This window comes from Leisingera sp. S2M4 (assembly GCF_055398055.1).
In genome coordinates this window covers 529,121-550,386 of the sequence record NZ_AP040861.1, presented here as the reverse complement: position 1 = coordinate 550,386, position 21,266 = coordinate 529,121, and the positions used below count along the sequence as shown (strand labels likewise).

Sequence of the window (21,266 nt, the reverse complement as noted above, 5' to 3'; positions counted from 1 at the left end):
TCATGAGCGCGCTTTTCCCCATGCTGCCGTTTGCCGATGATGAGACCCCTCTGTCCTGGGCAGCGCGGCAGGCCGCCTTCCACACCCGCGGACGCGCTCTCGCATTCCTGAAGGATCTCGGCATTCCCCTCGTGGACCTCGTGCGGGGCGACGAGCGCGCGGTTCTGCGGCTGTGCGAGAGGGCGGGGCACGATCCCGCAGCGGTGCTGCGCAATACGATCAGCGCAGTTGGTGGGCGGCGCTACCAATTGCGGGGGCTGGAGTTCGCAGCCGAATTCACGAGCGGTCCTGTGACACGGATCTGTCCTGCCTGCCTGGAAGATGATCTCAGCGGGGCGCGTTTGCCCGGTGCCGCGCTGCGTCACCGGCTCATCTGGCGGTTGGCTCCGGTACGGACCTGTCCGGTCCACGGAGTCAGGCTCCGCGATCTGCGGTCGGGGAAATGGGACGACATCGCACATGAGCTGCAGGCCATGACTACCTTGATCGATGCCGAGCGGCAGGTGCCGGATGGCGTCCGCGTGGTCTCGCCGCTGCAAGCCTACGCGGTGGCGCGTCTGGAGGGCTACCCCGGGCCCGCATGGCTGGACGCTCAGGATATCGATCAGGCGGTGCGCGCGACCGAGATGCTGGGCGCCCTCGAGGCCTTTGGTCCGAAGCTGAAAGCCTCGGACATGAATGCGGATATGTGGGATGCGGCCGGGCGAGCGGGTTGGTCAATCGTCGCCGAGGGCGATGCGGCGATCCGCGAGTATCTCATGGCGCGCGTCACGGCATCCAGAGGGAAAAGAGCCGCGCCGCGCGCGGCCTTTGGCATGTTGCATGCCTGGCTGTCGGGAAGCCGGCTTTCTAAGGACCCTGGGCCCATCCGCGACATGCTCAGGGATGTGATCCTCGAGACCACCCCGCTCAGCAAGGGGCACATGCTTTTGGGCAAGCCGGTTACTGATCCTCACCTCTGTAGCGTGGCATCGATCGCAAAGGCCGAAGGTCTCGACGCCAGAACGCTGCGCAACGTCCTGCAGGTGGCGGGGCTGTTGAGCCCGGCAGAGGCGGAGCAGGGGCGCAACCGGCTCGTGGTCGACTACACCGCCGCGCGCGATCTGATCGACGTTGTAAAGCATGCTGTTCCGGTCATGCGCCTGCCGGACTTGCTCGGGGCCTCCCGCCCGCTGATCGCGCTTCTTATCGAGATCGGACAACTGCAACGTGTGCAGGATCACCGCGCCCTCGCAAGCAAGATCGGCAAGGCCGTAGATGGCCGGGGCGTGAAGCCGATCCTTCGTTTTCTGGAGACGAGTTTTCCGACCATCGACGAGGCGCCCGAGGGTTTCGTCCATCTCTCCAAATCAGCCGAAAAATCCCGGGCGCGGGTGAAGGTTATCCTCGAACTGATGTTCCTCGGGCATCTGAAGCAGGTCTTCCGGGTGACCGGAGCACACGGATTCGCGGCAGTGGTTGTCGACCCGGAGGAGATCAAGGCGCTGCTCGAATCCCCTCCGCCAGGCCTTTCCCAAGACTCATATTTCCTGATGGGATGACCCTCAGAACCTGACCACTCCCGGAAATTCAGACCATGCCGCCTTCTGGCGGCATTTTTTTACGAACTTTCGATGGCCATTTTCTCTGGGTGAAATGGACAGATTACGGCCTCAGGGTCTATTTTGGTGAATGCGATCGTTATTTTTCAATAACTTACATCCTAGGGGAAGCCGCTGATGGCCAATAATTCACGGGTTCGACAAGTAGTAGTCAGAGAAAGCAAATGAATGCGCAAACGAAAGCATAAGTCTGCGCAAGGGGTGTCAAGGGGTAAATGAATGCACCTTCGGCCCTCAGTTCTGGCCGCTTTTTTGAAATTGTTGAGCTGGCGGAGCATTGCTTCCGCCAGTTCTTGTACGACCCGCGAAAACGTGACCATTTTGGGGGGTTCTGACCATTACGACACGAATTTAATGACCATCGGGCGCGGCGCGGCCCGTGGTTTCGTTTGAAACAATTGCTTAGGTTGCGATTTCCCTTTGCCTGCTGACGAGTTCGGTTCGCCTGAACAAGCCCGCTCTGCCTGTTGTCTGAAACCGCTGTTACGGCAATCCGGCGTGCGCCGCGGCGGCAGCGGTCCGGTAGTTGCAATCAGAAATACCCCGGGAGAGAAGATCTAGCGCTTTGAAGTACGCCTTGGCTGGAAGATTTGGGATAGCGACCCCTGCCTCTACTGTCTCAGCCGCTGCGCTTCCTTTTGTAGCGCCCCGCAGCGGAACTCAGTACCCCTACCAGTTCTGCTACCGCCAAACAGTCAGCTCAAAAAGTTCGGCACAGTCATGCCTCCCCATATCTAGCGCACCTTCTGGGCCCCGGGGCTCTTTCAATATACGTCCCTCCTCGACCTACCTGCATAGCGTTTCTCTTCGAAACGGCGAAAGGCCAAAAAAGCGTCGCACCCTTCCTGATCGGGAATGTTGACATCACTGTAGGCGACGCTATTGGTTGTTTTGCTTTATGACCGGTGCTCCATGACTTGGCCTCAGTCGCCTTGTTACAGCCCGGTCTTCTTGCTCTGTTCTCCAACTCTGAAACTCCGAAAGCTGGATTTTCCCGGCTGATGTGGACTTGCCCCCAAGGCCGGACCACGGACGTGAGCGTTTTCCGTTTCTAAGCCTGAGCCTCCCCAATTGAATTGGTCCACCGTTATGTTTAGAAAATGTAGAACCACGAATGGCGAACAAGCGACCGAAGCCCGAAGAGATTGATTCTAAGCTGCGGCAGCTTGAAGTTCAGGTGGGACAAGGCATGTCCCGTCTAGTCGCTATCAGGGGGTAACCTGCCAGATTTCCCGGAAGCGACCTTCGGGTCTGCACTGCTGACCAGGGCGATGCGGCGTTCGGTGCAGATGTCAGCAAAGCGCAGATTGCGACCTTTGCAAAGTCTTGGGATCTGCCAGCCGGGAGGCGATCCCATGCTGCACGAGCAATGAAAGGAGGAGACCTTCGCCGCATGTGCAGCCACCAACCATCATCGAACGGAAGAGATGCGGGACGAAGCTGCCGTTCAAGACTCAGCTGTGAACGTCCGCTGTGGAGTTTCGTTTGATGCATCTAAGTATAGATGTCACCTGTTGTGCAAATCATGCTGTTACATTGGGGCATAGCGGAAAAAAGGGTTAGCAACCCGGAGACCTCAAAAACGCAAGACTGAAAGACCTTGCTGGAGACAAAAGCTAATTAGTCGATGAATGTCATAGCGGGTTGCATTTTTTCAGCAGGAAAGCCTGTTTCATCAGAAATGATCTTCGTCATTACCGCCCAAACATCAGCTCCCTTCCACTTACCACCTTCGGATACAAGTTGGCCGATGTTTTCCTTTGAAGCCTGCCGTGAGAGGTCAGCAAGCGTCCCTCTAAATATCCAGACGCGCTGATCGATACTTGTTGCGTACCGCCAGATCGCGATGTTCAAAGCGAAGACTAGGATTCCAACGGCAATTGAAAATGAGTCGAAAAACAAGATTGGCCCGGCTGCCCACGTCCCGAGGATTGACCAGCCGAGCATGTTAACCCAAGCGCTTGAGGTCGTTAGGAACGGAAGTTGCAATCCGCTTGCTTCCTCCAATTGCTGCTGAAACGCTCGTGGGCGCATTGCTTCAGGTGCTTCGACGCGTTCGGACGGCCAAGCCTTTCCATGGTCCTGCATTGCACGATTCAATCTGTAGTACGCCATGGCCGTCAGGCACTTTGTTTGCTCATTTTCCTCGTTCGGTAGTTTGGAACAAATCACCGAATGTGCATCTTCCAACGTCCGAATGCTCTCGGCGTCCTCGCCCGTAATCGCGACTTTGAAAACATCTTCGATGGTTTCGATGATGGCGACATCGTCACCGTCGCCTACAACGCCGACGGACTTTGGCTGTGTGTCACGGTCAAGCATTTGCAATCACTATGCTCCATCGCTTTCTGTGTTAAGGATACCCGCTCAACGATCCCAAAACCAAGGTAATTGTGTGCCCTCGACTGGCGGCTCAAGCTCTTAATTGCATACCTTACTATAGCAGACATTGGGCATCGCGCAGCAATTGGGAGGTTGGGCTCGGAGCGGCCTTGCGGCGGCGCAGCGGAGTCATCAACGGCTCGGACAGTTACCGTCGCTATCACAGCTGACCGCAGGCAGCCCAATTCGGACGTTTGTACGAAGCGCGGCGACTTCCTCGCTGCAAGCGCGAAGGAACCAGCCAGTTTTCCTGAGAGCAGACCTCCAGGGCTGCACAGTTGACCAGGACGATGCTGCGCCCCGCTCGAAGGTCGGAGTAGCGCAGAAAGCGACCTTTGCAAAGTCGGGGTGATCGGACACGGCTTCTGGCCCGACCGGCCCATAGCCGACACTCGTCGTCCATCTCTTTCTGCGATGCCGTATTGACAGTTGCCCTCCTAGTCTTTGCTCGCGCGAACGAACGCACTTCGCTAAAGAAATGCGCTCAGGTAGGAAATTGTGAGCTCGCTTGCATTGCGCGCCCAATTTCTGAATCCTTCGGACAAAAAAATTCTAATTCCTCCTCACGCGAAATATTTAGAAACCCTTCTTCCACGCCTTCCCAGTTGACAACCGCGTTCTCAATCGGGGCAATTTCCACTATGAGCTTTGCCAGCTGATCAATCCAATCTGAAGGCTTCTTATTCAGCTCTACCGATGTTGGCAACTCGCCCATTATCTTTAGCACCTCAGATGCGTTTCCTGCAATCGTAAGGCAAATTACGAAATCATCAACTTTCCACGCAAGGGGAATGGCAGCACTTGTAATCAAGTTGTTTTCAATGTCTTCCCTCATTGCTTCAGCTAGGCCATTGATTATTTCCTCAAAGAAGACAACTGTTTTGTCACAGTCTGAAATGCAAATGGGGGAAAGATTCAAGATTTTGTCTCGGAAACCAACCGGCGAAATGTCACAGTACATGTTCTTGAGATACTTCGCCACTGCGCCAGTACCAACCTCAACATACGGCAGTTTCTGTTCATTGATCTGAGCAGTCTTAGAGTAGAGCGTTGTTCTTTGCTCCATTTCACCGCGACGTAGGGCAATGAAGGCCCATAAATTTGCCTCGTTCATTTCGGCGCTAAGCGATTTTCCCTGACTCGCAGCCTGTTCTTCCCTTGAAGGCGCCCCTAAGTACTCAGGCACTAGATAGTTGCCTCGATAGAAGCAACTTAACAGGCTCTTCCATCTAGATATCGATAGTTCTCCATCGAACCGAAACAATTTTGTATAGTCAGATTGCTTGCCAGCACGGTCAATTTTTCTGTCGATTCTTTCCATGAAGGCTTCTTCCGCATACGCTCGAATTGCTCCGTCAAAGTGAGTGATTGCGTCAGCTTCAGAAGAGTACTCCGCATGTGCGTACCGGCAGCAGAAATAATTACCTTCAAAACCCGGAGACGTATCTTCAACCAACTCCTCAATTTCGAATGTCCGATAGCTGTTTTTAGAACCGTTGACCCAACGGGTTTCAGGGGCCTTCCACCAAATTTGTGTCCTATCCACAGCTTCAAACCGTCGAGTGCAATCATCTGCCTTGTGTTCAGCTACACCGTCAGGGATTTTGCTGATATCATCGCTAAATTTCGGCCCGTGCCAGTATTCAAGCTCAATGGCTTTCTTGACAGTATCAGGGTGCCCAAGAAGGTCTGGATCAAGCCTAATCCTTGCGTTAAGTTCCGGGTGCTGATTGGCTGTTTTGCAAAATTTTTCGATGAAATCGGAGTTTAGAGAGTTCTTGTAAAATTGGCTGCGCCGAAAAAATCTATGAGCTACAAGTATTAGGTCGTTCTTCTTTTCGTGATAAACTCCTGGCATGAGCTCGACAGCTTGCGAAATCAGGTCTTTGTAAAAAACCAAACCATCTTTATCTACTATCTCAGAATCATCTCCGAAGAAGTTTGGATATACTTGCGCCGCGAGGTTTCTTTTCTTGGCAAAAACAGCTTCTCCGCGAAAAAAGTGAATTCCCTCAGTTGAGTCTTGGTTAAATCTTTTTAAGAGGTCGCCGACATACTGTTCAGTTTCTCTTTTATGGTATCGCTTCCAATAGTTTTGGCAACGAGTATTTATTTCGATTCGTTCGGCATCATTCTCGGGCTCCTCAATACACCCTAATGTGCGAACCATTTCCCCATCAATGTACTGACCTAAGATATTCGACCAACCAAACACACGGCTCGTATCGTGCTGTAAGTTCGAAGGTAGCCCGACAGCAGACTGAGCTCGAAAGGCCTCGCTCCACATTTTCTCATGTGAACGCATCAAGATCGAAGCCGAAAATCGCATTTTATCCAAATTGACTTTGCTGGTATTAAATATTCCGAAATTTAATTTCACAACTTCATCCGCATACTGAAGCCGGTTTCTATTATTCAAAATAGAGCCGAGATTTTGATAAGACTAGCGTTAGTTTATTCGATGCTGTTCGAAACAAGATGCGCGCCAAAGCAGCGGACTTCAAACACAGCAAATGAACTCTTCTGTTTTACCCAGTATATCCCCCTAAGGAAACCTGTATCCCTCATGTTGAGACATCGTCTATGCAAGTGCGGCGAAGGTTCGGTTCCCCGCCCATCTGTGGTTGCCGAAGGTGCGAGAAGACCCACTCTTCGGGTCCGCTTCGGGCTGGTTCCGGTCACACTCCGCGCAGGGTGCGATGGCTAAGTATAGGCCGTCGTGACACCTGAACTTCATCATTTGGCTGGTTCTGCCTCCCAAGTGCCATCGCTGATGGCTGCATAAATCATCTGCAGGATCAGGCTGCGCACTCTCTCCTGAGCAAAGGTTGCAGGGCGGTCTGCTAACTCACAGATGTAAAGCGTCCGGCGCAGTTCCGGATCTATCAAGGGCCGGGAATGCAGTTCGCCAGCTAGCAGCTGTTCGCGCATGAACAGAGAGGTCCCGATCGTGCAGCCCAGGCCAGCACTGAGAGAGCCCGCGATAGCATTTACTGAATTGAGATTCAGGCGCGCACGTGACTCCAGTTTCTTCAGGAGGTTCAGGTCATCCATCAAGGCGCGAGCCGATAGCCCCTGACGCAGCAGGATGATCGGAAGCTCCAGGAGTTCCTCAAAGGATATGGGCGCATCCGTGTCACCGATCAGCTCCGGGCGGCCGACGCAAAGCATACGCTCTTCCAGCACCGGCTGAAGCCTGAGCGCTTTATCCTGCGGTGGATTGTAGACCACCGCCACGTCCACCTCCGAGGTCATCAGGTGCATCAGGGTGGAGCCGGACAGGCTTTCGGACAGCGATAGCTTTAGTTTCGGATAGTCCCGCAGCACACTTTCTATTAGCGGCAGGCCAATGGCCTTAACCGCAGAATGCGCCATGCCGACGGAAACCTCTCCAGCCACCTCCTGGGATTCCCCTCTGATGTCGTCGCCTGCGGCGTCCAGCGCCCTTAGAATCGCCCGGGCGTGTTCGTAAAGCCTTGCGCCTGCCGCCGTCGGCGACAAACCGCGGGGGCGCCGCAGAAAGAGTTGCGCGCCTAGTTCCGCCTCAAGGTTGGCGAGATGGTGGCTGAGCGCGGAGGCCGCAACATTCAGATGCCCGGCGGCCTGTGCCAGTGAGCCCTGTTCGTAGATGGCAGCGAAGTAGCGGAGTTGGCGGGAATCCATGGCTTCTGGTTTTTAGAATGGCTTGATCTAAACATTATGATTTTCACATGCCGGCTTCAATCCTACGCTTCAAGGTGAGGTAAGGAGGACACCTATGACCGGCACCGGATTTGCCCCGCTTGAGGGCCTGCGCGTTATCGAGATGAGCCACATGATCATGGGGCCGTCCTGCGGCATGTTCTTGGCGTTCCTCGGCGCTGAAGTGATCAAGATTGAACCGCCGCAAGGTGACAAAACCCGCAATCTTACAGGAATGGGACGCGGGTTCTTTCCAACCTTCAACAGGGGCAAGAAATCCGTCACCCTGGACCTTAAAAAAGCGGAAGGCAGGTTTGCGTTGGAACAGCTGCTGGAAACCGCGGATGTCTTCGTCGAGAACTTCCGCGACAGCTCTCTCGCAGCCATGGGGTTTGCTCCGGATGTCCTGCGCGAGCGTTTCCCCCGGCTGATCGTGGCCTCCTGCAAGGGGTTCCTGCACGGCCCTTACCAAAATCGCACCGCGATGGACGAGGTGGTGCAGATGATGACCGGCATGGCCTACATGACTGGCCCCACCGGGCGGCCGCTGCGGATCGGTTCCTCGGCCAATGACATCATGGGAGGACTTTTCGGTGCTTTCTCGGTGCTGGGTGCGCTGCTGCAGCGCCGGCAGGATGGCCAAGGGTATGCGATCAGGATCGGCTTGTTCGAGAACTGCCTGCTGCTGGTCGCCCAGCATATGGCCCAGTTCGACATCAAGGGCACCGAGGCACCGCCTATGCCGGAGCGTGCCGGTCTATGATTTCTTCAGAACCGGTGACGGGCAGCAGATCTTCCTCGGCGCTGTGACGGAAGGCCAATGGACCAAGCTCTGTGAAGTGCTGGGGCTTGAGGAGTTGAAGGCAGATCCTCGGCTGCAGAACCGACCGGACCAGATCGCCGCCCGTGACTGGACCTTGCCCATCATCGAACACGCGGTGGCACAGCAGTCCTTTGTGCCCTTGGCCGAAGTGCTGGAACGGGAAGGCATCCCGTTCTCGCCCATTGCGCGGCCGGCACAGATGTTTGACGATTCCCATGTGAACCGGCCCGGCGGGTTGTTCGCGTCGGCGCTTCCCGAAGGCGGCAGCTTTCGGGCGCCGGGTCTGCCGTTTGAGGTAGATGGCGCTCCAGCAGTCGCTGCAAATACAGATTTACCTCAGATCGGAGCGGACACGGCGGAAATCCTAGGCAGCCTTGGGCTCACGGTGGAAGACATTCACGCGGCCGCGGGCCGGGTCAACCGTGAGGCTATGTGATGGAGGCCGAAACGCTCTATCCGAAAAACCGCGTGACTCTGCGCGAGGTGGGTTTGCGTGACGGGCTGCAACTGGTCCGCCGGTTTCCGCCCACAGAGGCCAAGCTCAAGTGGCTGCATGCGGAATATGCTGCCGGAGTGCGCCATTTCGAGGTTGGCTCTTTCCTGCCAGCCTCCCGTGTGCCGCAGTTCGCTGATATCCGGGCCTTGATCGGCGCCACAGCGGATCTGGGCGCCTTTGCATCGGCGCTGGCCCTGAATGAGCGCGGAGCCGAGGATGCGGTGCAGACACCGGTGCATGAGATCGTCAACGTGGTTTCCGCCACCGAGGAGCACAGCCGGGCCAATATGCGCCGCTCTCGCGCCGAAGCGGTAAACCTCGTGCGCCGGACACGGGAACTTGCCGATCAAAGCTCTGGCCGACCGCTAGTGAATGCAGGGATTGCGATGGCTTTCGGCTGCTCGATCGCCGGCGACGTGCCGCAAGCCGAAGTCTTGCGTCTCGCTGAAGACTGCCTGAACGCTGGGGCGGATATCATCGGTATTGCCGATACCGTTGGATTTGCCGGTCCGCGCCAAGTGGGCGCTCTAACTTCCGCGCTGGTCAACCTGTGCGGGGATGTACCGGTGACCGTGCATCTGCATGACACCCGCGGCCTGGCTCTCGCAAACGCTGCAGCGGCCCTGGATGCGGGCGCACGGGTGCTGGACGGCTCGCTGGGCGGTCTTGGCGGCTGCCCGTTTGCACCGGGGGCCACCGGCAATGCGGTCTTTGAAGACCTGGTCTTCCTGTGCGAGCGGATGGGCTTTGCCACAGGCATCGACTTGAAAGCTGTGACAGCGATCCGCGGTATCCTTGAGGAGGAGATGCCCGCGGAGGAGCTGCATGGGGCGCTGGCCCGGTCCGGGCCGCCGCCACTGATCCATTGGGCCGCCTGAGGCGCCCTATAGTCCAAGGTCCTAGGGAGGGAACCCATGAAACATCTGATCCCGGCGCTTGCCGCCGCCAGCATTGCCGCTACCGGCACCGCCGCCTCGGCGGGCACCAAGGAAGTGCGCTGCAGCCACCAGCTGCCGCCGTCCCATGCCGTTGCGGAGGTGATCGACCGCTGGGCCGAGGAAGTCGAGACGTTGTCAAATGGCGAGATCGACGTTCAGATCTTTGGTGCCAATAGTCTGGTTGGGGCTAAAGAGAATATCACCTCAACCGCCAAAGGCGATATCGAGTGCGCTTTTTCGGTGCAGTTCCAATGGGGTAAGACCCTGCCGATCATGACGGTGACCACAGCTCCGTATGCCTTTTCCGACATGGCGATCTGGCGCAACTGGGACGGCCCGGAAGCCGCCGACTTTCTGGAAGACAAGCTGCGCCAAAAGGGTGTTGAGAATGTCGTCTGGTTGTTTCAAACCAACACCAGCGTATTCACATCTCAGGGCGATTTCCTGAATGATCCCTCGGATTTCGAGGGTAAGAAGATCCGCGGATTGGTGCCCGCTTTCGACGCCTCGCTCGAAGCTCTGGGTGCGGCGCCGGTTCGGTGGCATGGGCAGGTCTCAGCTTTCGGAGCTGCGCAGCCTCGAAAAAGAGAACGGCCGGCTGAAGAAAATTGTGGCGGAGCTTGAGCTGGACAAGCTGATCTTCAAGGAAAGCCTGAGTTACCTCAAGCCGAAGGCCTGACGACGAGCCAGCTTCGTCAGGCCGTCATTCACACGCGCCAGAAGCTTGCCACTTCAGAACGCCGGACCTGCAAGGTGGTCGGCCTCGCACGCAGCTCCATGCAGTATCAGGCCGTCGAAAGGAACTATTACGACCTGCGGCTTGCCGTGATCCGCCTGGCCAAGAACTATGGTCGGTACGGCTACCGCAAGATAGCCGAACTGCTGCGAATCGAGGGCTGGCAGGTCAACCACAAGAAGGTTGAGCGCCTCTGGCGCGAGGAAGGGCTGCAGCTTCCGCGGCGGTATAAGAGGAAGCGGCGCCTCTACCATAAGGACAGCTCCATCATTCGGCTCCGGCCGACACACCCCAACCATGTCTGGAGTGTTGATTTCGTTCACGACAGGCTCAGCAACGGCCACGGCTACAAGATGCTGACAGTGCTGAATGAATACACGCGCCAGGTGCTCGCGGTGGCAGTCTGAACCCGGAGGTGCTCTACGGCCTGTTTCTTCGCCACGGGAAGCCTGAGTTCATCCGCAGCGACAACGGCCCGGAGTTTGCGTCCCAGGCGACCCAGAGCTGGCTCGAGAAGGTCGGCGTGAACCCGATCCGGATTTATCCGGGATCACCTTGGGAGAACGGATACAATGAACGTTTCAATGGAACGCTCCGCCACGAGGTTCTTATTGCTGAATGGTTCACAACAACCAAACAGGCGCAGATCGTCATTGATTGCTGGCTCAGGCGTTGCAACCACACCCGCCCGCATCAAGCCCTCAACATGCGCCCGCCGGTGCCCGAAACTCTACTTCGAACTGGCCCATAAATATAGGGATGGACAAAGCGATCCGCTCGCTTCGTCCGTCCCGCGCATCACCAAGCCCCGCCGAAATTGTGCTGAGGGTGAATCATGCTCCTCAGGCCGCGTCGAGAGCCGACTTCTTCAGCAACCTGCTAAATTTCAACCAAACCCAATAAAGTGCCGAATTATAAAGCTAATTTTTGTGTCTATGGTGCCCCCACACGGACTCGAACCGCGGACCTACTGATTACAAATCAGTTGCTCTACCAGCTGAGCTATAGGGGCACTCTTCACGCCGCGCTCCAAATCAACGCACCAAGGAGCAAAACTGCCAAGGTGATCTGCGGATCGCGTGCGGGACTGGTACTAGACCGCGTCGGTACCGTCAAGCCGCTAACGTGCGCATGCGCAGAAACATTTTCGCCTCCGTCCGGGCAGGTCGCGAGGATGATACTGACGCGTTTCACATCTCGTTTTCTGCGAAGGACTTTGCCCAGCCAGGGGCGTCAGAGCCGTCAGGGGCGGGGTTGCCCGTCGCGCCCGAAGGTGAGCGTTTCCGTGCCAAGGTCATCGTAGGTAAGCTCGACCGTCACCGCCTGAACGCTTCCGAGCGGGTACTCGCGATAGGGCATGCCGTCCTCGGCCTTGATCATGTTGGGAAAACCTTCGTCCAGGTGGCAGGCGGGCAGGGGCCAGACTTCCGGCTCTTCTTCGTTGACGCTCAGCCGGATCTGCGCAAGGCCGCAGCGCCAGGACCACAGATGGGTGACATAGAGCAGATCCTGCCCCTGGAATTCCCGCACATGGATCCAGTTGCTCCGGGTGGCGGCCAGGATCGGCCTCACTTCCAGCGCGGTGGTGAAGCGGCCGGTCGCGTCCTGTGGCTCGGCAATCAGGGGCGATGGCGCGGGCGACTGTGCAGCCGACGCCTGGGCCACAGGCGCTCCGCCGGATGCGTGCACGGCAGCGGCCGGATCGCCGGTCTGCGCGGTGGTGGCCAGAATGGCCAGGATCATGTCGAGCATGGTCTGTCTCCTGCAATGCGCTAAACTCTGCCGCGCGCCCGATTTTCAAGCGCGACGGTTGCATGGACCGGCTTTGGCGCTTAGCTGTTTCACCAAGCAAAACTACCCGTGCGGGCGGGACGGAACACGGGGAAAACCATGGCAGATGCCCCCTTCAACATCCTGATTGTCGGCCAGGCGGGCCGGTTGCAGTACGAGGCGGTGCTGTTCGCGGCGTCCTTGCGGCACTGTGCGCCGGGCTTCTCCGGTCAGCTCTATGTTGCGGTGCCTCAGCCCGGCCCACTGTGGCAGAGGGATCCGCGCATCCGCAACCCGGACGTGCTTGCCGCCCTGGAAGAGCTGGGCGCGCGCATGGTCCCGTTCGACAGCCAGGTGTTCGGCAGCGCCTATCCCTATGGCAACAAGATCGAAGCCCTGCAGGTGATGCCGGAAGGCGAGCCTTTTGTATTCTTCGACACCGATACGCTCATCACCGGCGAATTGGCGGATGTGCCTTTTGATTTCTCCCGTCCGTCGGCGTCCTTGCGGGTCGAGGGCAGCTGGCCGAAACCGACGCTGTATGGTCCGGGATACGACGGCATCTGGCGCTCGCTCTATGATCGCTTCGGGCTCGATTTCGCCAGCAGTCTTGATCTCAGCCAGCCGGACGAGTTCTGGAAGCGCTACCTCTATTTCAACGCGGGATACTTCTATGGGGCCTGTCCGCGGGCCTTTGGCACGCGGTTCCTGCGCTACGCGCAATCGGTGCGGGATGATCCCCCGGCTGAGCTGATTGGCCAGAGCCTTGACCCCTGGCTGGACCAGATCGTGCTGCCGCTGGTCATCCATGAATTGGGGGGCGGACGGGACGCGCTGCCTGCGGGGTATCTGGATGGGGAGGTCAGCTGCCACTACAGAGTGTTCCCGCTGTTGTATGCGCGGGAAAGCGACCGGGTGGTGGCGCTGCTGCACGAAATCACCGCCCCCAACCGCCTCAAGAAGGTGCTGAAGCAGTACGAGCCGATCAAGCGGATGGTCTACCAGCGCCGGGGCGAGAAGGTGCGGGCGCTGTTCGATCAGGACAACCTGCCGCGCCGCGAGCAGGCGATCCGCAACCGGATCAAATCCGAAGGCTTCTGGATGCGTTAGCGTCGGTCGACCTGCCGCGGGCGCGCGCGTTTTGCGGCTACCGGGGCGGCGGGGCTCCCGCCTGCGCCAGCAGCGCCTGCGGCGCAGCCTTGCAGTTGGGGGTGGCACCGCGCTGCGCGCGGTGGGGCGGCGAGGGACGACGGGCTGGTCCATGCGGCTGCGGGGGCGCTTTGCGCTCTGGCGCGACATTCGCGCGATTGCGTTCCGGCCCCGGCCATGCTGAGGTGCGCGCGACAGAACAACGTCTAAGGGAGACTGAACGATGACCGACGCTCCGAGCTACGGTTTTGACACCTTGCAGATCCATGCCGGCGCCAAGCCTGACCCGGCCACCGGTGCGCGGCAGACGCCGATCTATCAAAGCACCGCATATGTGTTCCGCGACGCGGAACATGCCGCCGCTTTGTTCAACCTGCAGGAGGTCGGCTACATCTACTCGCGCCTGACCAACCCCACGGTTGCCGTGCTGCAGGAACGCCTGGCGACGCTGGAAGGCGGCGTCGGGGCGGTCTGCTGTTCGTCTGGCCATGCGGCGCAGATCATGGCGCTGTTCGCGCTGATGAGCCCAGGCTGCAACGTGGTCGCCTCGACCCGGCTTTATGGCGGCACCGTCACCCAGTTCAGCCAGACCATCAAGCGCTTCGGCTGGTCCGCCAAATTCGTCGACACCGACGATCTGGAGGCGGTGAAAGCGGCGATCGACGAAAACACCCGCGCGGTGTTCTGCGAATCCATCGCCAACCCCGGCGGCTATGTCACCGACATCCGCGCGCTGGCCGATGTGGCGGATGCGGCGGGCCTGCCGCTGATCGTCGACAACACCTCGGCCACGCCCTATCTCTGCCGCCCGATCGAACAGGGCGCGACGCTGGTGGTGCATTCCACCACCAAGTACCTCACCGGCAACGGCACCGTGACCGGCGGCTGCATCGTCGACTCCGGCAAGTTCGACTGGTCCGCGAGTGACAAGTTCCCGTCGCTGTCGCAGCCCGAACCGGCCTATCACGGGCTCAAGTTCCACGAGACCTTCGGCCCGCTGGCCTTCACCTTCCACGGCATCGCCATCGGGCTGCGCGATCTGGGCATGACGATGAACCCGCAGGCGGCGCATTACACCCTGATGGGGATCGAGACGCTGTCCTTGCGCATGCAGCGCCACTGCGAGAACGCGGTGAAGGTGGCCGAATGGCTGGAGCAGGACGATCGTGTCGATTACGTGACCTACGCCGGTCTGCCGTCGTCGCCCTACCACGAACGCGCCAAGAGCTGCTACCCCAAGGGCACCGGCGGTCTGTTCACCTTTGCGGTCAAGGGCGGCTACGAGGCCTGCGTCAAGCTGGTCGACGCGCTGGAGATCTTCAGCCATGTGGCCAACCTCGGTGACACCCGGTCGCTGATCATCCACTCCGCCTCGACCACCCACCGGCAGTTGACGCCTGAGCAGCAGGAAGCCGCTGGAGCCGGGCCGAACGTGGTGCGTGTCTCGATCGGTATCGAAGACGCGGACGACCTGATCCGCGACCTCGACCAGGCCCTGACCAAGGCCTGCGGCTGAGCGATCGGAAACATCTTGCAGCGAGGTCCGGGTGCTGTCGCGGCTGGACCTCGCACCGGGGGCGGGGCGCCGTGTCTCGCCCAGATCATCGAACCTGTCGCGGGATCCGCGGCAGGTTTCTTGGTTTCAGGCGGTGGGGAAACAGGGAAATCGGGGTAGGAACCTGTGAGGAAGGCTGCAAGCTCAGCGCGCTGATCGGGCAGGGGCGAAAGGCGCCGTGGCCCGGAAAATGCAACGCGCCATCCGTTGTGTCGACCGGATGGCGCGCGGGTGTGGTCGGTAGGGCTTAGCCCGTGATTGTGTTCAGCAGCAGGTAGATCAACGCGGACAGGAGGGCAGCGGCCGGGACGGTGATGACCCAGGCGGCCACGATGGTCATGAAATGGCTGCGGCGCACCAGCTTGCGACGGCGGCGCTCCTCCGGGGCGATGCGCTTTTCCGGCGGGCGGCTGGCGGCGGATTTCTTCAGGCGGCGCTCCATGTGCCACTCGCGGAAGAAACCGACCCCGAACACCGCGCCAACCGCGATATGGGTCGAGGACACCGGCAGCCCCAGCCAGCTGGCCACGATCACGGTGATCGCCGCCGACAGCGACACGCAGTAGGCGCGCATCGGGTTCAGCTTGGTGATCTGGCTGCCGACCATGCGGATCAGCTTGGGGCCGAACAGAAACAGGCCAAAGGAGATGCCAAAGGCGCCGATCACCATCACCCAGGTCGGGATCGCCACCTTGGAGGCGAAATCGCCGAATTCGGTGGCATGCACGATGGCCGCCAGGGGGCCGACCGCGTTGGCGACATCATTGGCGCCATGGGCAAAGGACAACAGGCCCGCGGAGATCACCAGCGGCAGGCCGAACAGCGCTTTCAGCGACTTGTTGCGGTTCTCCATGCCCTCGGACTGGCGTTTGATCAGCGGTGCGGTGATCACGTAGGACAAGGCCCCGGCGGCAGCACCGATCAGCAGGGCGGTCTGCAGGTCGATCTTGATGATCCGCTTCAGCCCCTTCAGCGCCAGATAGGCGGCAAAGGCGCCGGCCATGATGCCGACCAGCACCGGCACCCAGCGGCGCGCGGCGGCGATCTTGTCTTCCTGGTAGATGATCTTGGCCTTGATGAAGGCGAGGAACAGCGCCGCGATGACGCCGCCCAACACCGGCGAGATTACCCAGCTGGCGGCGATCTTGGCCATGGTCGGCCAGTTCACCACCGACACGCCCGCCGCCGCGACACCCGCGCCAAGGACACCGCCGACCACCGAATGGGTGGTCGAGACCGGAGCCCCGACCCAGGTTGCCAGGTTCACCCACAGCGCCGAGGAGATCAGCGCCGCCATCATCGCCCAGATGAAGATCGTCTCATTGGCCACGGCCGTCGGATCGATGATGCCCTTGGAAATCGTCGAGACCACGTCGCCGCCCGCCAGCAGCGCGCCCGCGCTTTCGGCGATGGCGGCAATGACGATGGCGCCGCCCATGGTCAGCGCATTGGCGCCCACCGCGGGGCCCATGTTGTTGGCCACGTCATTGGCGCCGATGTTGATCGCCATATAGGCGCCGAATGCGGCGGCGGCGATCACCACCATGCTCATGGCCGAGCCGCCAAAGAACACGCCGGCGCCCAGGCCCGCCAGCACGATGAAGGCCAGCGCAATCCCCGGTGCCACCAGGGGGCGGGAGACATAGCTGGTCGCCAGCTCAACCTGGGAGATCCGGTTCAGATCCTTGTCCAGGGTTTTCCATTGGCTGCGCTGCGGTGCATCGCTCATTCTCGACATTCCTGATTCTGAGGTCTCGGCACGCGCCTAGCGAGGCACCTGCCGGGTTGCAAGCGCCTGACATGAAGCTGTTACAAAAATGTTACAATTGGCGCAGCACGTCCTGCAATTGGGGTTCATGCACCAGGGTTGCAGCCTCTTGCGGGCTCATCCATTGGCGGTTGCGCTCTGCGGCCTCGGGGTAGCTGTCTTCCAGTTCCTCGACCTCGGCGGCGAAGATCAGCGTCGTCACCGGCTCGTCGGTGCCGTTGTCGTGGCGTTTCATGTAGTTGTATTCGCCGATCGGGCGTTCGGAGACCCGTGCCTTGCGCACTCCGGCCTCTTCCCAGGCTTCCTGAAGGGCTGAATCCGGGCCGTTCTTGCCATCAATCGGCCAGCCCTTCGGAATGATCCAGCGGCCAGTGCCACGGCTGGTGATCATGAGCACTTCCTTGCCGGACTCGCCGGTGCGATAGCACAGCGCGGCAACCTGCAGCCGGTTCGGCCGTCTTAAAAGTGGTTTCACGATTTCTTCCCAGGCGCGGGTCAAGGTGCGGGTCATGTCTGCTCAGCCTTTGTGATCGGGTTACCCCGTGTCTTGTTCGGATTGCCGACAAAGTAGGAGGGTGCCCGCAGCTTTGCAAGCACGCAGCAGGCGGCGCGCCGCCGTCAGCCATCCCGCGCCCAGGGCTTGCGGCGGTTTTGATGCTGCGCTTGCGGTTGTACCGACCCCGGGCGTCTCGGAGCGTCTCGGGGCGCTAGGTCCGCCGTTTGGCGCGCAGGGTGGGGTCCGCTTGCGTCGGGTCCTCGGGCCAGGGGTGCTTGGGGTACTGCGCGCGCATGTCCTTGCGCACATCGGCATAGGAGCCGGCCCAGAAACCCGGCAGATCACGGGTGATCTGGATCGGGCGACGGGCAGGGGATAGCAGCGTGACCTTCAGCGCAACCCCGCCCACCGTGGGGTGACGGGTGACGCCGAACAGCTCCTGCAGGCGCAGGGAGACCTCCGGCACCTCGCCGGCATAATCGATCGGCACCTTGTGGCCCAGCGGGGTGATGAAACTGCCCGGTGCCTCGTGGTCCAAAAGCTGCGTCTGCTCCCAGCTGAGCGCGGCGCGCAGCGCAGGCAGTACATCAAAGCGCTTCCAGTCCTCGGCGGATTTTACCCCGCCGAGCATCGGCAGCAGCCAGTCTTCCAGCGTTTCGGTCAGTCCGGGGATCGAGAAATCCGGCAGGTCATGGCCATCTGCGCGCAGCAGCTCCACCCGGGCCGCCAGTCGCGCCGCGGCGCCGGTCAGCCGCAGGCCAAGGTCGCGCACCCCGTCCAGCATGGCCTTTGCCACGGCTTCAGGGGGCACATCCTTCCAGATCCGGTCGTCCAGCACGAGGGCCCCCAGCCGCTCCTGCTGGCGGGCCACCACTCTGCGCTCGCGTTTCGACCACTCGCAGACATCGACCCAGCTGATCTGGTCGGAAAACAGCGCCCGTATTTCCGACAGCGTGATCTGCGCCGCCATGCGGATCCGGGCCTCGCGCGGGTTGCCGTCGGTGTCCAGCGCCACGAGGAAGGGGGCCGCCGCCAGCGTGTCGCCGCCGTCCAGCACCGCGCCCTTGCCACCCGACAGCACATAGCGCGGGGTGCCGCCCTTGCGCCGCTGGCCAATGCGATCGGGATAGGCGAGGGCGGCCATCGCGGCCGGTGACAACCCGGCTTCCGAGCGCCCGGCCTGCGGCCGCAATCGCCGCGCCTCGGCCTTGATCCGTTCTACCACCGCACGGTTCAGCTGATAGGGTTGGCGGCTTTCAAACCCCTTGGGGTCCTTCAGCGCCTTCAGCCGCAGCAGCAGATCCGAGGGCGCGCCGCGCAAGGGGTCGCGTTCTCCCAGCAGGGCGGCCAGCGGCGCTGCATCTGGCCCGGCCTGCAGCAGCATATGGCCCAGCCGCGGATGTAGCGGCAGCGCTGCCAGCGCCTTGCCGTGCTTGGTGATGCGCCCCTGCGCATCCAGCGCGCCCAGCATTGCCAGCAGCGTCTGCGCCTCCGCCAGCGCCCCTGCAGGCGGCGGCGTGAGGAACATCAGATCGTCGGGCGCCGCTCCCCACAGCGCCAGCTCCAGCGCCAGCGCGGTCAGGTCGGCGCTCTCGATCTCGGCAGGCGGGAAACCCAGCAGCGCGCCTTCCTCGCCCTTGGTCCACAGCCGGTAGCAGATGCCCTCCGCCACCCGGCCCGCGCGGCCCTGGCGCTGGGTCGCCTCGGCGCGGGTCACCTTTTCGGTCACCAGCCGCGACATGCCGGAGCCCGGATCGAACCGCGCCCGGCGCGCCTGGCCCATGTCCACCACCACCCGGATGTCCTGAATGGTCAGCGAGGTTTCGGCGATCGAGGTCGCCAGCACCACCTTGCGGCCATTCGTTTCGGGCTGGATCGCGGCGCGCTGCTCGGCAAAGGGCAGGGCGCCGAACAGGGGCCGGATGTGGCAATGGCCCGGCAGGCGCTTGGCCAGCGCCCCGGCGGCGCGGCGGATCTCGCCCTCGCCGGGCAGGAACACCAGAATGCCGCCGCCGGTGGATTTGGTGTCGCGCTCGGCCTGTGCGACAAGATCGACCAGCGCATCCACGCGCCGTGCTTGCGCGGGCAGCGGGCGCTCCAGCCAGCGGGTCTCGACCGGGTAGCTGCGCCCCTCGGAGGTCACCATGGGGGCGTCCATCAGCGCCGCCACCGGGCCTGCGTCCAGCGTGGCCGACATCGCCACCAGGATCAGGTCGTCACGCAGTGCCCCGGCCACCTCAAGGCATAGCGCCAGACCCAGATCCGCGTTCAGCGAGCGTTCGTGGAATTCGTCAAAGATCACCGCGCCGACGCCGGGCAGGTCCGGGTCCGATTGCAGCATCCGGGTCAGGATGCCCTCGGTCACCACCTCGATGCGGGTGGATTTCGACACCTTGGCATCGCCGCGCACCCGGTAGCCGACGGTCTCGCCCGGCTTCTCGCCCAGCGTCTCAGCCATCCGTTCGGCGGCGGCGCGGGCGGCCAGCCGACGCGGCTCCAGCATCACGATGCGGCCCTGCGTCAGCCCGGCCTCCAGCATCGCCAGCGGCACGCGGGTGGTCTTGCCCGCGCCGGGCGGTGCCTGCAGCACGGCCCGGCCGCGCACGCGCAGCGCGTCCAGCAATTCGGGAAGGGCGTCTTCGATCGGCAATCTGGTCATGTCTGCCTTATCGCCAAAGCGGCGAGGGAGGTCTAGCGCATGCGGCGGTAAAGTTCTTGCGGACAAGACACTGAGGGCATCTCCCGTCCGCGGGCGGAAGCGAAGCGCTCGCCCATGGGGGCAGACGGGCGCTGCCCGGCGGCGCCGCCGGGCGGAACAGACCCCGCAACCACTGGACATTGCCGCCCCCCATGCGCCAAGGTCCGCGGCAAGACGACAGGAAGGCCCAGATGGACATCGAACAGCTGACACCCAAGATCCTGGCGGGCGACCGCCGCGCCCTGGCCCGTGCCATCACCCTGGTGGAAAGCGGCCGCGAAGACCACCGCGCGCAGGCAGGCGCGCTGCTGTCCGCACTGGCCGAGCACAAACGCCAGGCGCTGCGCATCGGCCTGTCGGGCACGCCCGGCGTGGGCAAATCCACCTTCATCGAAAGCTTCGGCATGATGCTGATCGGCATGGGGCTGCGGGTGGCGGTGCTGGCGGTTGATCCCAGCTCGACCCGGTCCGGCGGCTCGATCCTCGGTGACAAGACCCGGATGGAGCGGCTCAGCCGCGAGAAGAACGCCTTCATCCGCCCGTCCCCCAGCCAAAGCCACCTCGGCGGCGTCGCCCGCCGCTCGCGCGAGGCGGTGGCCCTGTGCGAGGCGGCAGGCTTTGACGTGGTGCTGATTGAAACCGTCGGGGTGGGGCAGTCGGAAACCGTGGTGGCGGAGATGTCCGACCTGTTCGTGCTGCTGTTGGCGCCCGCAGGCGGCGACGAGCTGCAGGGCGTGAAGCGCGGCATCATGGAGATGGCCGACCTGATCCTGGTGAACAAGGCCGACGGCGCGCTGAAACCGGTCGCCAGCCGCACCTGCGCGGATTACGCCGGCGCGCTGCGGCTCCTGCGCAAACGCCCGCAGGACCCCGAGGGCTTTCCCAAGGCGCTGATGGTCTCCGCGGTCGAGGAGCATGGGCTGGATCAGGCCTGGACCGAGATGCAGGCGCTGATCGACTGGCGGCGCGAGAACGGCCACTGGCAGAAACGGCGCGAGGCGCAGGCCTGCTACTGGTTCGACCAGGAGGTGCGCCAGGCACTGCTGGCCCGGCTGCACACCCCTGAGGCGCAGGCGGCGATGGCGGATCTGTCCGGGCAGGTGGCCACGGGCGCGCTGACCCCGGCGGCGGCGGCGCAGCAGATGTTGCAGCAGCACCTGCAGGGCTGAACGC

General features: G+C 61.2%; 15 protein-coding genes, 1 tRNA gene and 1 pseudogene. 9 read left to right on the top strand and 8 right to left on the bottom strand.

All coding sequences use genetic code 11. The annotated features are described in order from the left end of the window. The first annotated feature begins 2 nt into the window (after positions 1 to 2). A complete protein-coding gene (locus ACZ52D_RS02730) occupies positions 3 to 1,541 on the top strand; it encodes a TniQ family protein (protein ID WP_411352336.1) in 1,539 nt (512 codons plus the stop codon). A 1,680-nt stretch (positions 1,542 to 3,221) separates the two neighbouring features. Here ACZ52D_RS02730 and ACZ52D_RS02725 read toward each other — a convergent pair. From ACZ52D_RS02725 to ACZ52D_RS02715, 3 genes are all read right to left on the bottom strand, one after another. Beyond that, positions 3,222 to 3,923: a hypothetical protein gene (locus tag ACZ52D_RS02725; RefSeq protein WP_464442477.1), complete on the bottom strand. Its 702-nt coding sequence runs from the start codon at positions 3,921 to 3,923 to the stop codon at positions 3,222 to 3,224. 544 nt (positions 3,924 to 4,467) lie between these two features. After that, positions 4,468 to 6,312, bottom strand: a complete 1,845-nt coding sequence (locus ACZ52D_RS02720) for a hypothetical protein (protein WP_464442476.1) — start codon at positions 6,310 to 6,312, stop codon at positions 4,468 to 4,470. 407 nt (positions 6,313 to 6,719) lie between these two features. Next, entirely contained in the window at positions 6,720 to 7,646 is a 927-nt protein-coding gene (locus tag ACZ52D_RS02715) for a LysR family transcriptional regulator (protein WP_464442475.1), read from the bottom strand. A gap of 94 nt (positions 7,647 to 7,740) precedes the next feature. On the opposite strand from ACZ52D_RS02715, the pseudogene ACZ52D_RS02710 reads away from it, so the two are divergent. The 5 genes and pseudogenes from ACZ52D_RS02710 to ACZ52D_RS02690 all read left to right on the top strand — a co-directional run bounded on the left by ACZ52D_RS02710 (position 7,741) and on the right by ACZ52D_RS02690 (position 11,408). Beyond that, positions 7,741 to 8,923 (top strand): annotated as a pseudogene (locus ACZ52D_RS02710) (CaiB/BaiF CoA transferase family protein). Then, positions 8,923 to 9,861 (top strand): beta/alpha barrel domain-containing protein, encoded by a 939-nt coding sequence (locus ACZ52D_RS02705; protein ID WP_464442474.1) that lies wholly within the window; start codon positions 8,923 to 8,925, stop codon positions 9,859 to 9,861. The pseudogene ACZ52D_RS02710 and the gene ACZ52D_RS02705 overlap by 1 nt, the downstream one beginning before the upstream one ends. A 36-nt stretch (positions 9,862 to 9,897) precedes the next feature. Continuing rightward, positions 9,898 to 10,545: a type 2 periplasmic-binding domain-containing protein gene (locus ACZ52D_RS02700; protein ID WP_464442473.1), complete on the top strand. Its 648-nt coding sequence runs from the start codon at positions 9,898 to 9,900 to the stop codon at positions 10,543 to 10,545. 153 nt (positions 10,546 to 10,698) lie between these two features. Then, positions 10,699 to 11,064 carry an IS3 family transposase gene (locus ACZ52D_RS02695; RefSeq protein ID WP_464442472.1) on the top strand — a complete coding sequence of 122 codons (366 nt, stop codon included), beginning with the start codon at positions 10,699 to 10,701 and terminating at the stop codon, positions 11,062 to 11,064. 8 nt (positions 11,065 to 11,072) lie between these two features. Beyond that, positions 11,073 to 11,408 carry an integrase core domain-containing protein gene (locus tag ACZ52D_RS02690; protein ID WP_464442471.1) on the top strand — a complete coding sequence of 112 codons (336 nt, stop codon included), beginning with the start codon at positions 11,073 to 11,075 and terminating at the stop codon, positions 11,406 to 11,408. Between the two features lie 185 nt (positions 11,409 to 11,593). On the opposite strand, the gene ACZ52D_RS02685 is transcribed toward ACZ52D_RS02690, so the two are convergent. Continuing rightward, a tRNA-Thr gene (locus ACZ52D_RS02685) sits at positions 11,594 to 11,669 on the bottom strand. A gap of 230 nt (positions 11,670 to 11,899) precedes the next feature. Continuing rightward, positions 11,900 to 12,409: a hypothetical protein gene (locus ACZ52D_RS02680; protein ID WP_464442470.1), complete on the bottom strand. Its 510-nt coding sequence runs from the start codon at positions 12,407 to 12,409 to the stop codon at positions 11,900 to 11,902. A gap of 138 nt (positions 12,410 to 12,547) precedes the next feature. On the opposite strand from ACZ52D_RS02680, the gene ACZ52D_RS02675 reads away from it, so the two are divergent. Then, positions 12,548 to 13,537: a hypothetical protein gene (locus ACZ52D_RS02675; RefSeq protein WP_464442469.1), complete on the top strand. Its 990-nt coding sequence runs from the start codon at positions 12,548 to 12,550 to the stop codon at positions 13,535 to 13,537. A 262-nt stretch (positions 13,538 to 13,799) separates the two neighbouring features. Continuing rightward, complete coding sequence (locus ACZ52D_RS02670) at positions 13,800 to 15,092, top strand: O-acetylhomoserine aminocarboxypropyltransferase/cysteine synthase family protein (protein ID WP_222454084.1); 1,293 nt, start codon at positions 13,800 to 13,802, stop codon at positions 15,090 to 15,092. 286 nt (positions 15,093 to 15,378) lie between these two features. Here ACZ52D_RS02670 and ACZ52D_RS02665 read toward each other — a convergent pair whose 3' ends face one another. The 3 genes from ACZ52D_RS02665 to hrpB all read right to left on the bottom strand — a co-directional run bounded on the left by ACZ52D_RS02665 (position 15,379) and on the right by hrpB (position 20,054). Beyond that, positions 15,379 to 16,860: an inorganic phosphate transporter gene (locus ACZ52D_RS02665; protein ID WP_222454083.1), complete on the bottom strand. Its 1,482-nt coding sequence runs from the start codon at positions 16,858 to 16,860 to the stop codon at positions 15,379 to 15,381. A gap of 91 nt (positions 16,861 to 16,951) precedes the next feature. Next, positions 16,952 to 17,410 carry an NUDIX hydrolase gene (locus ACZ52D_RS02660; protein WP_369927292.1) on the bottom strand — a complete coding sequence of 153 codons (459 nt, stop codon included), beginning with the start codon at positions 17,408 to 17,410 and terminating at the stop codon, positions 16,952 to 16,954. Positions 17,411 to 17,606: 196 nt separating this feature from the next. Further along, complete coding sequence (hrpB, locus tag ACZ52D_RS02655; RefSeq protein WP_464442468.1) at positions 17,607 to 20,054, bottom strand: ATP-dependent helicase HrpB; 2,448 nt, start codon at positions 20,052 to 20,054, stop codon at positions 17,607 to 17,609. Positions 20,055 to 20,284: 230 nt separating this feature from the next. On the opposite strand from hrpB, the gene meaB reads away from it, so the two are divergent. Next, on the top strand, positions 20,285 to 21,262 hold the full coding sequence (meaB, locus tag ACZ52D_RS02650; protein ID WP_369927289.1) for a methylmalonyl Co-A mutase-associated GTPase MeaB: 978 nt from the start codon (positions 20,285 to 20,287) through the stop codon (positions 21,260 to 21,262). Positions 21,263 to 21,266 lie beyond the last annotated feature (4 nt).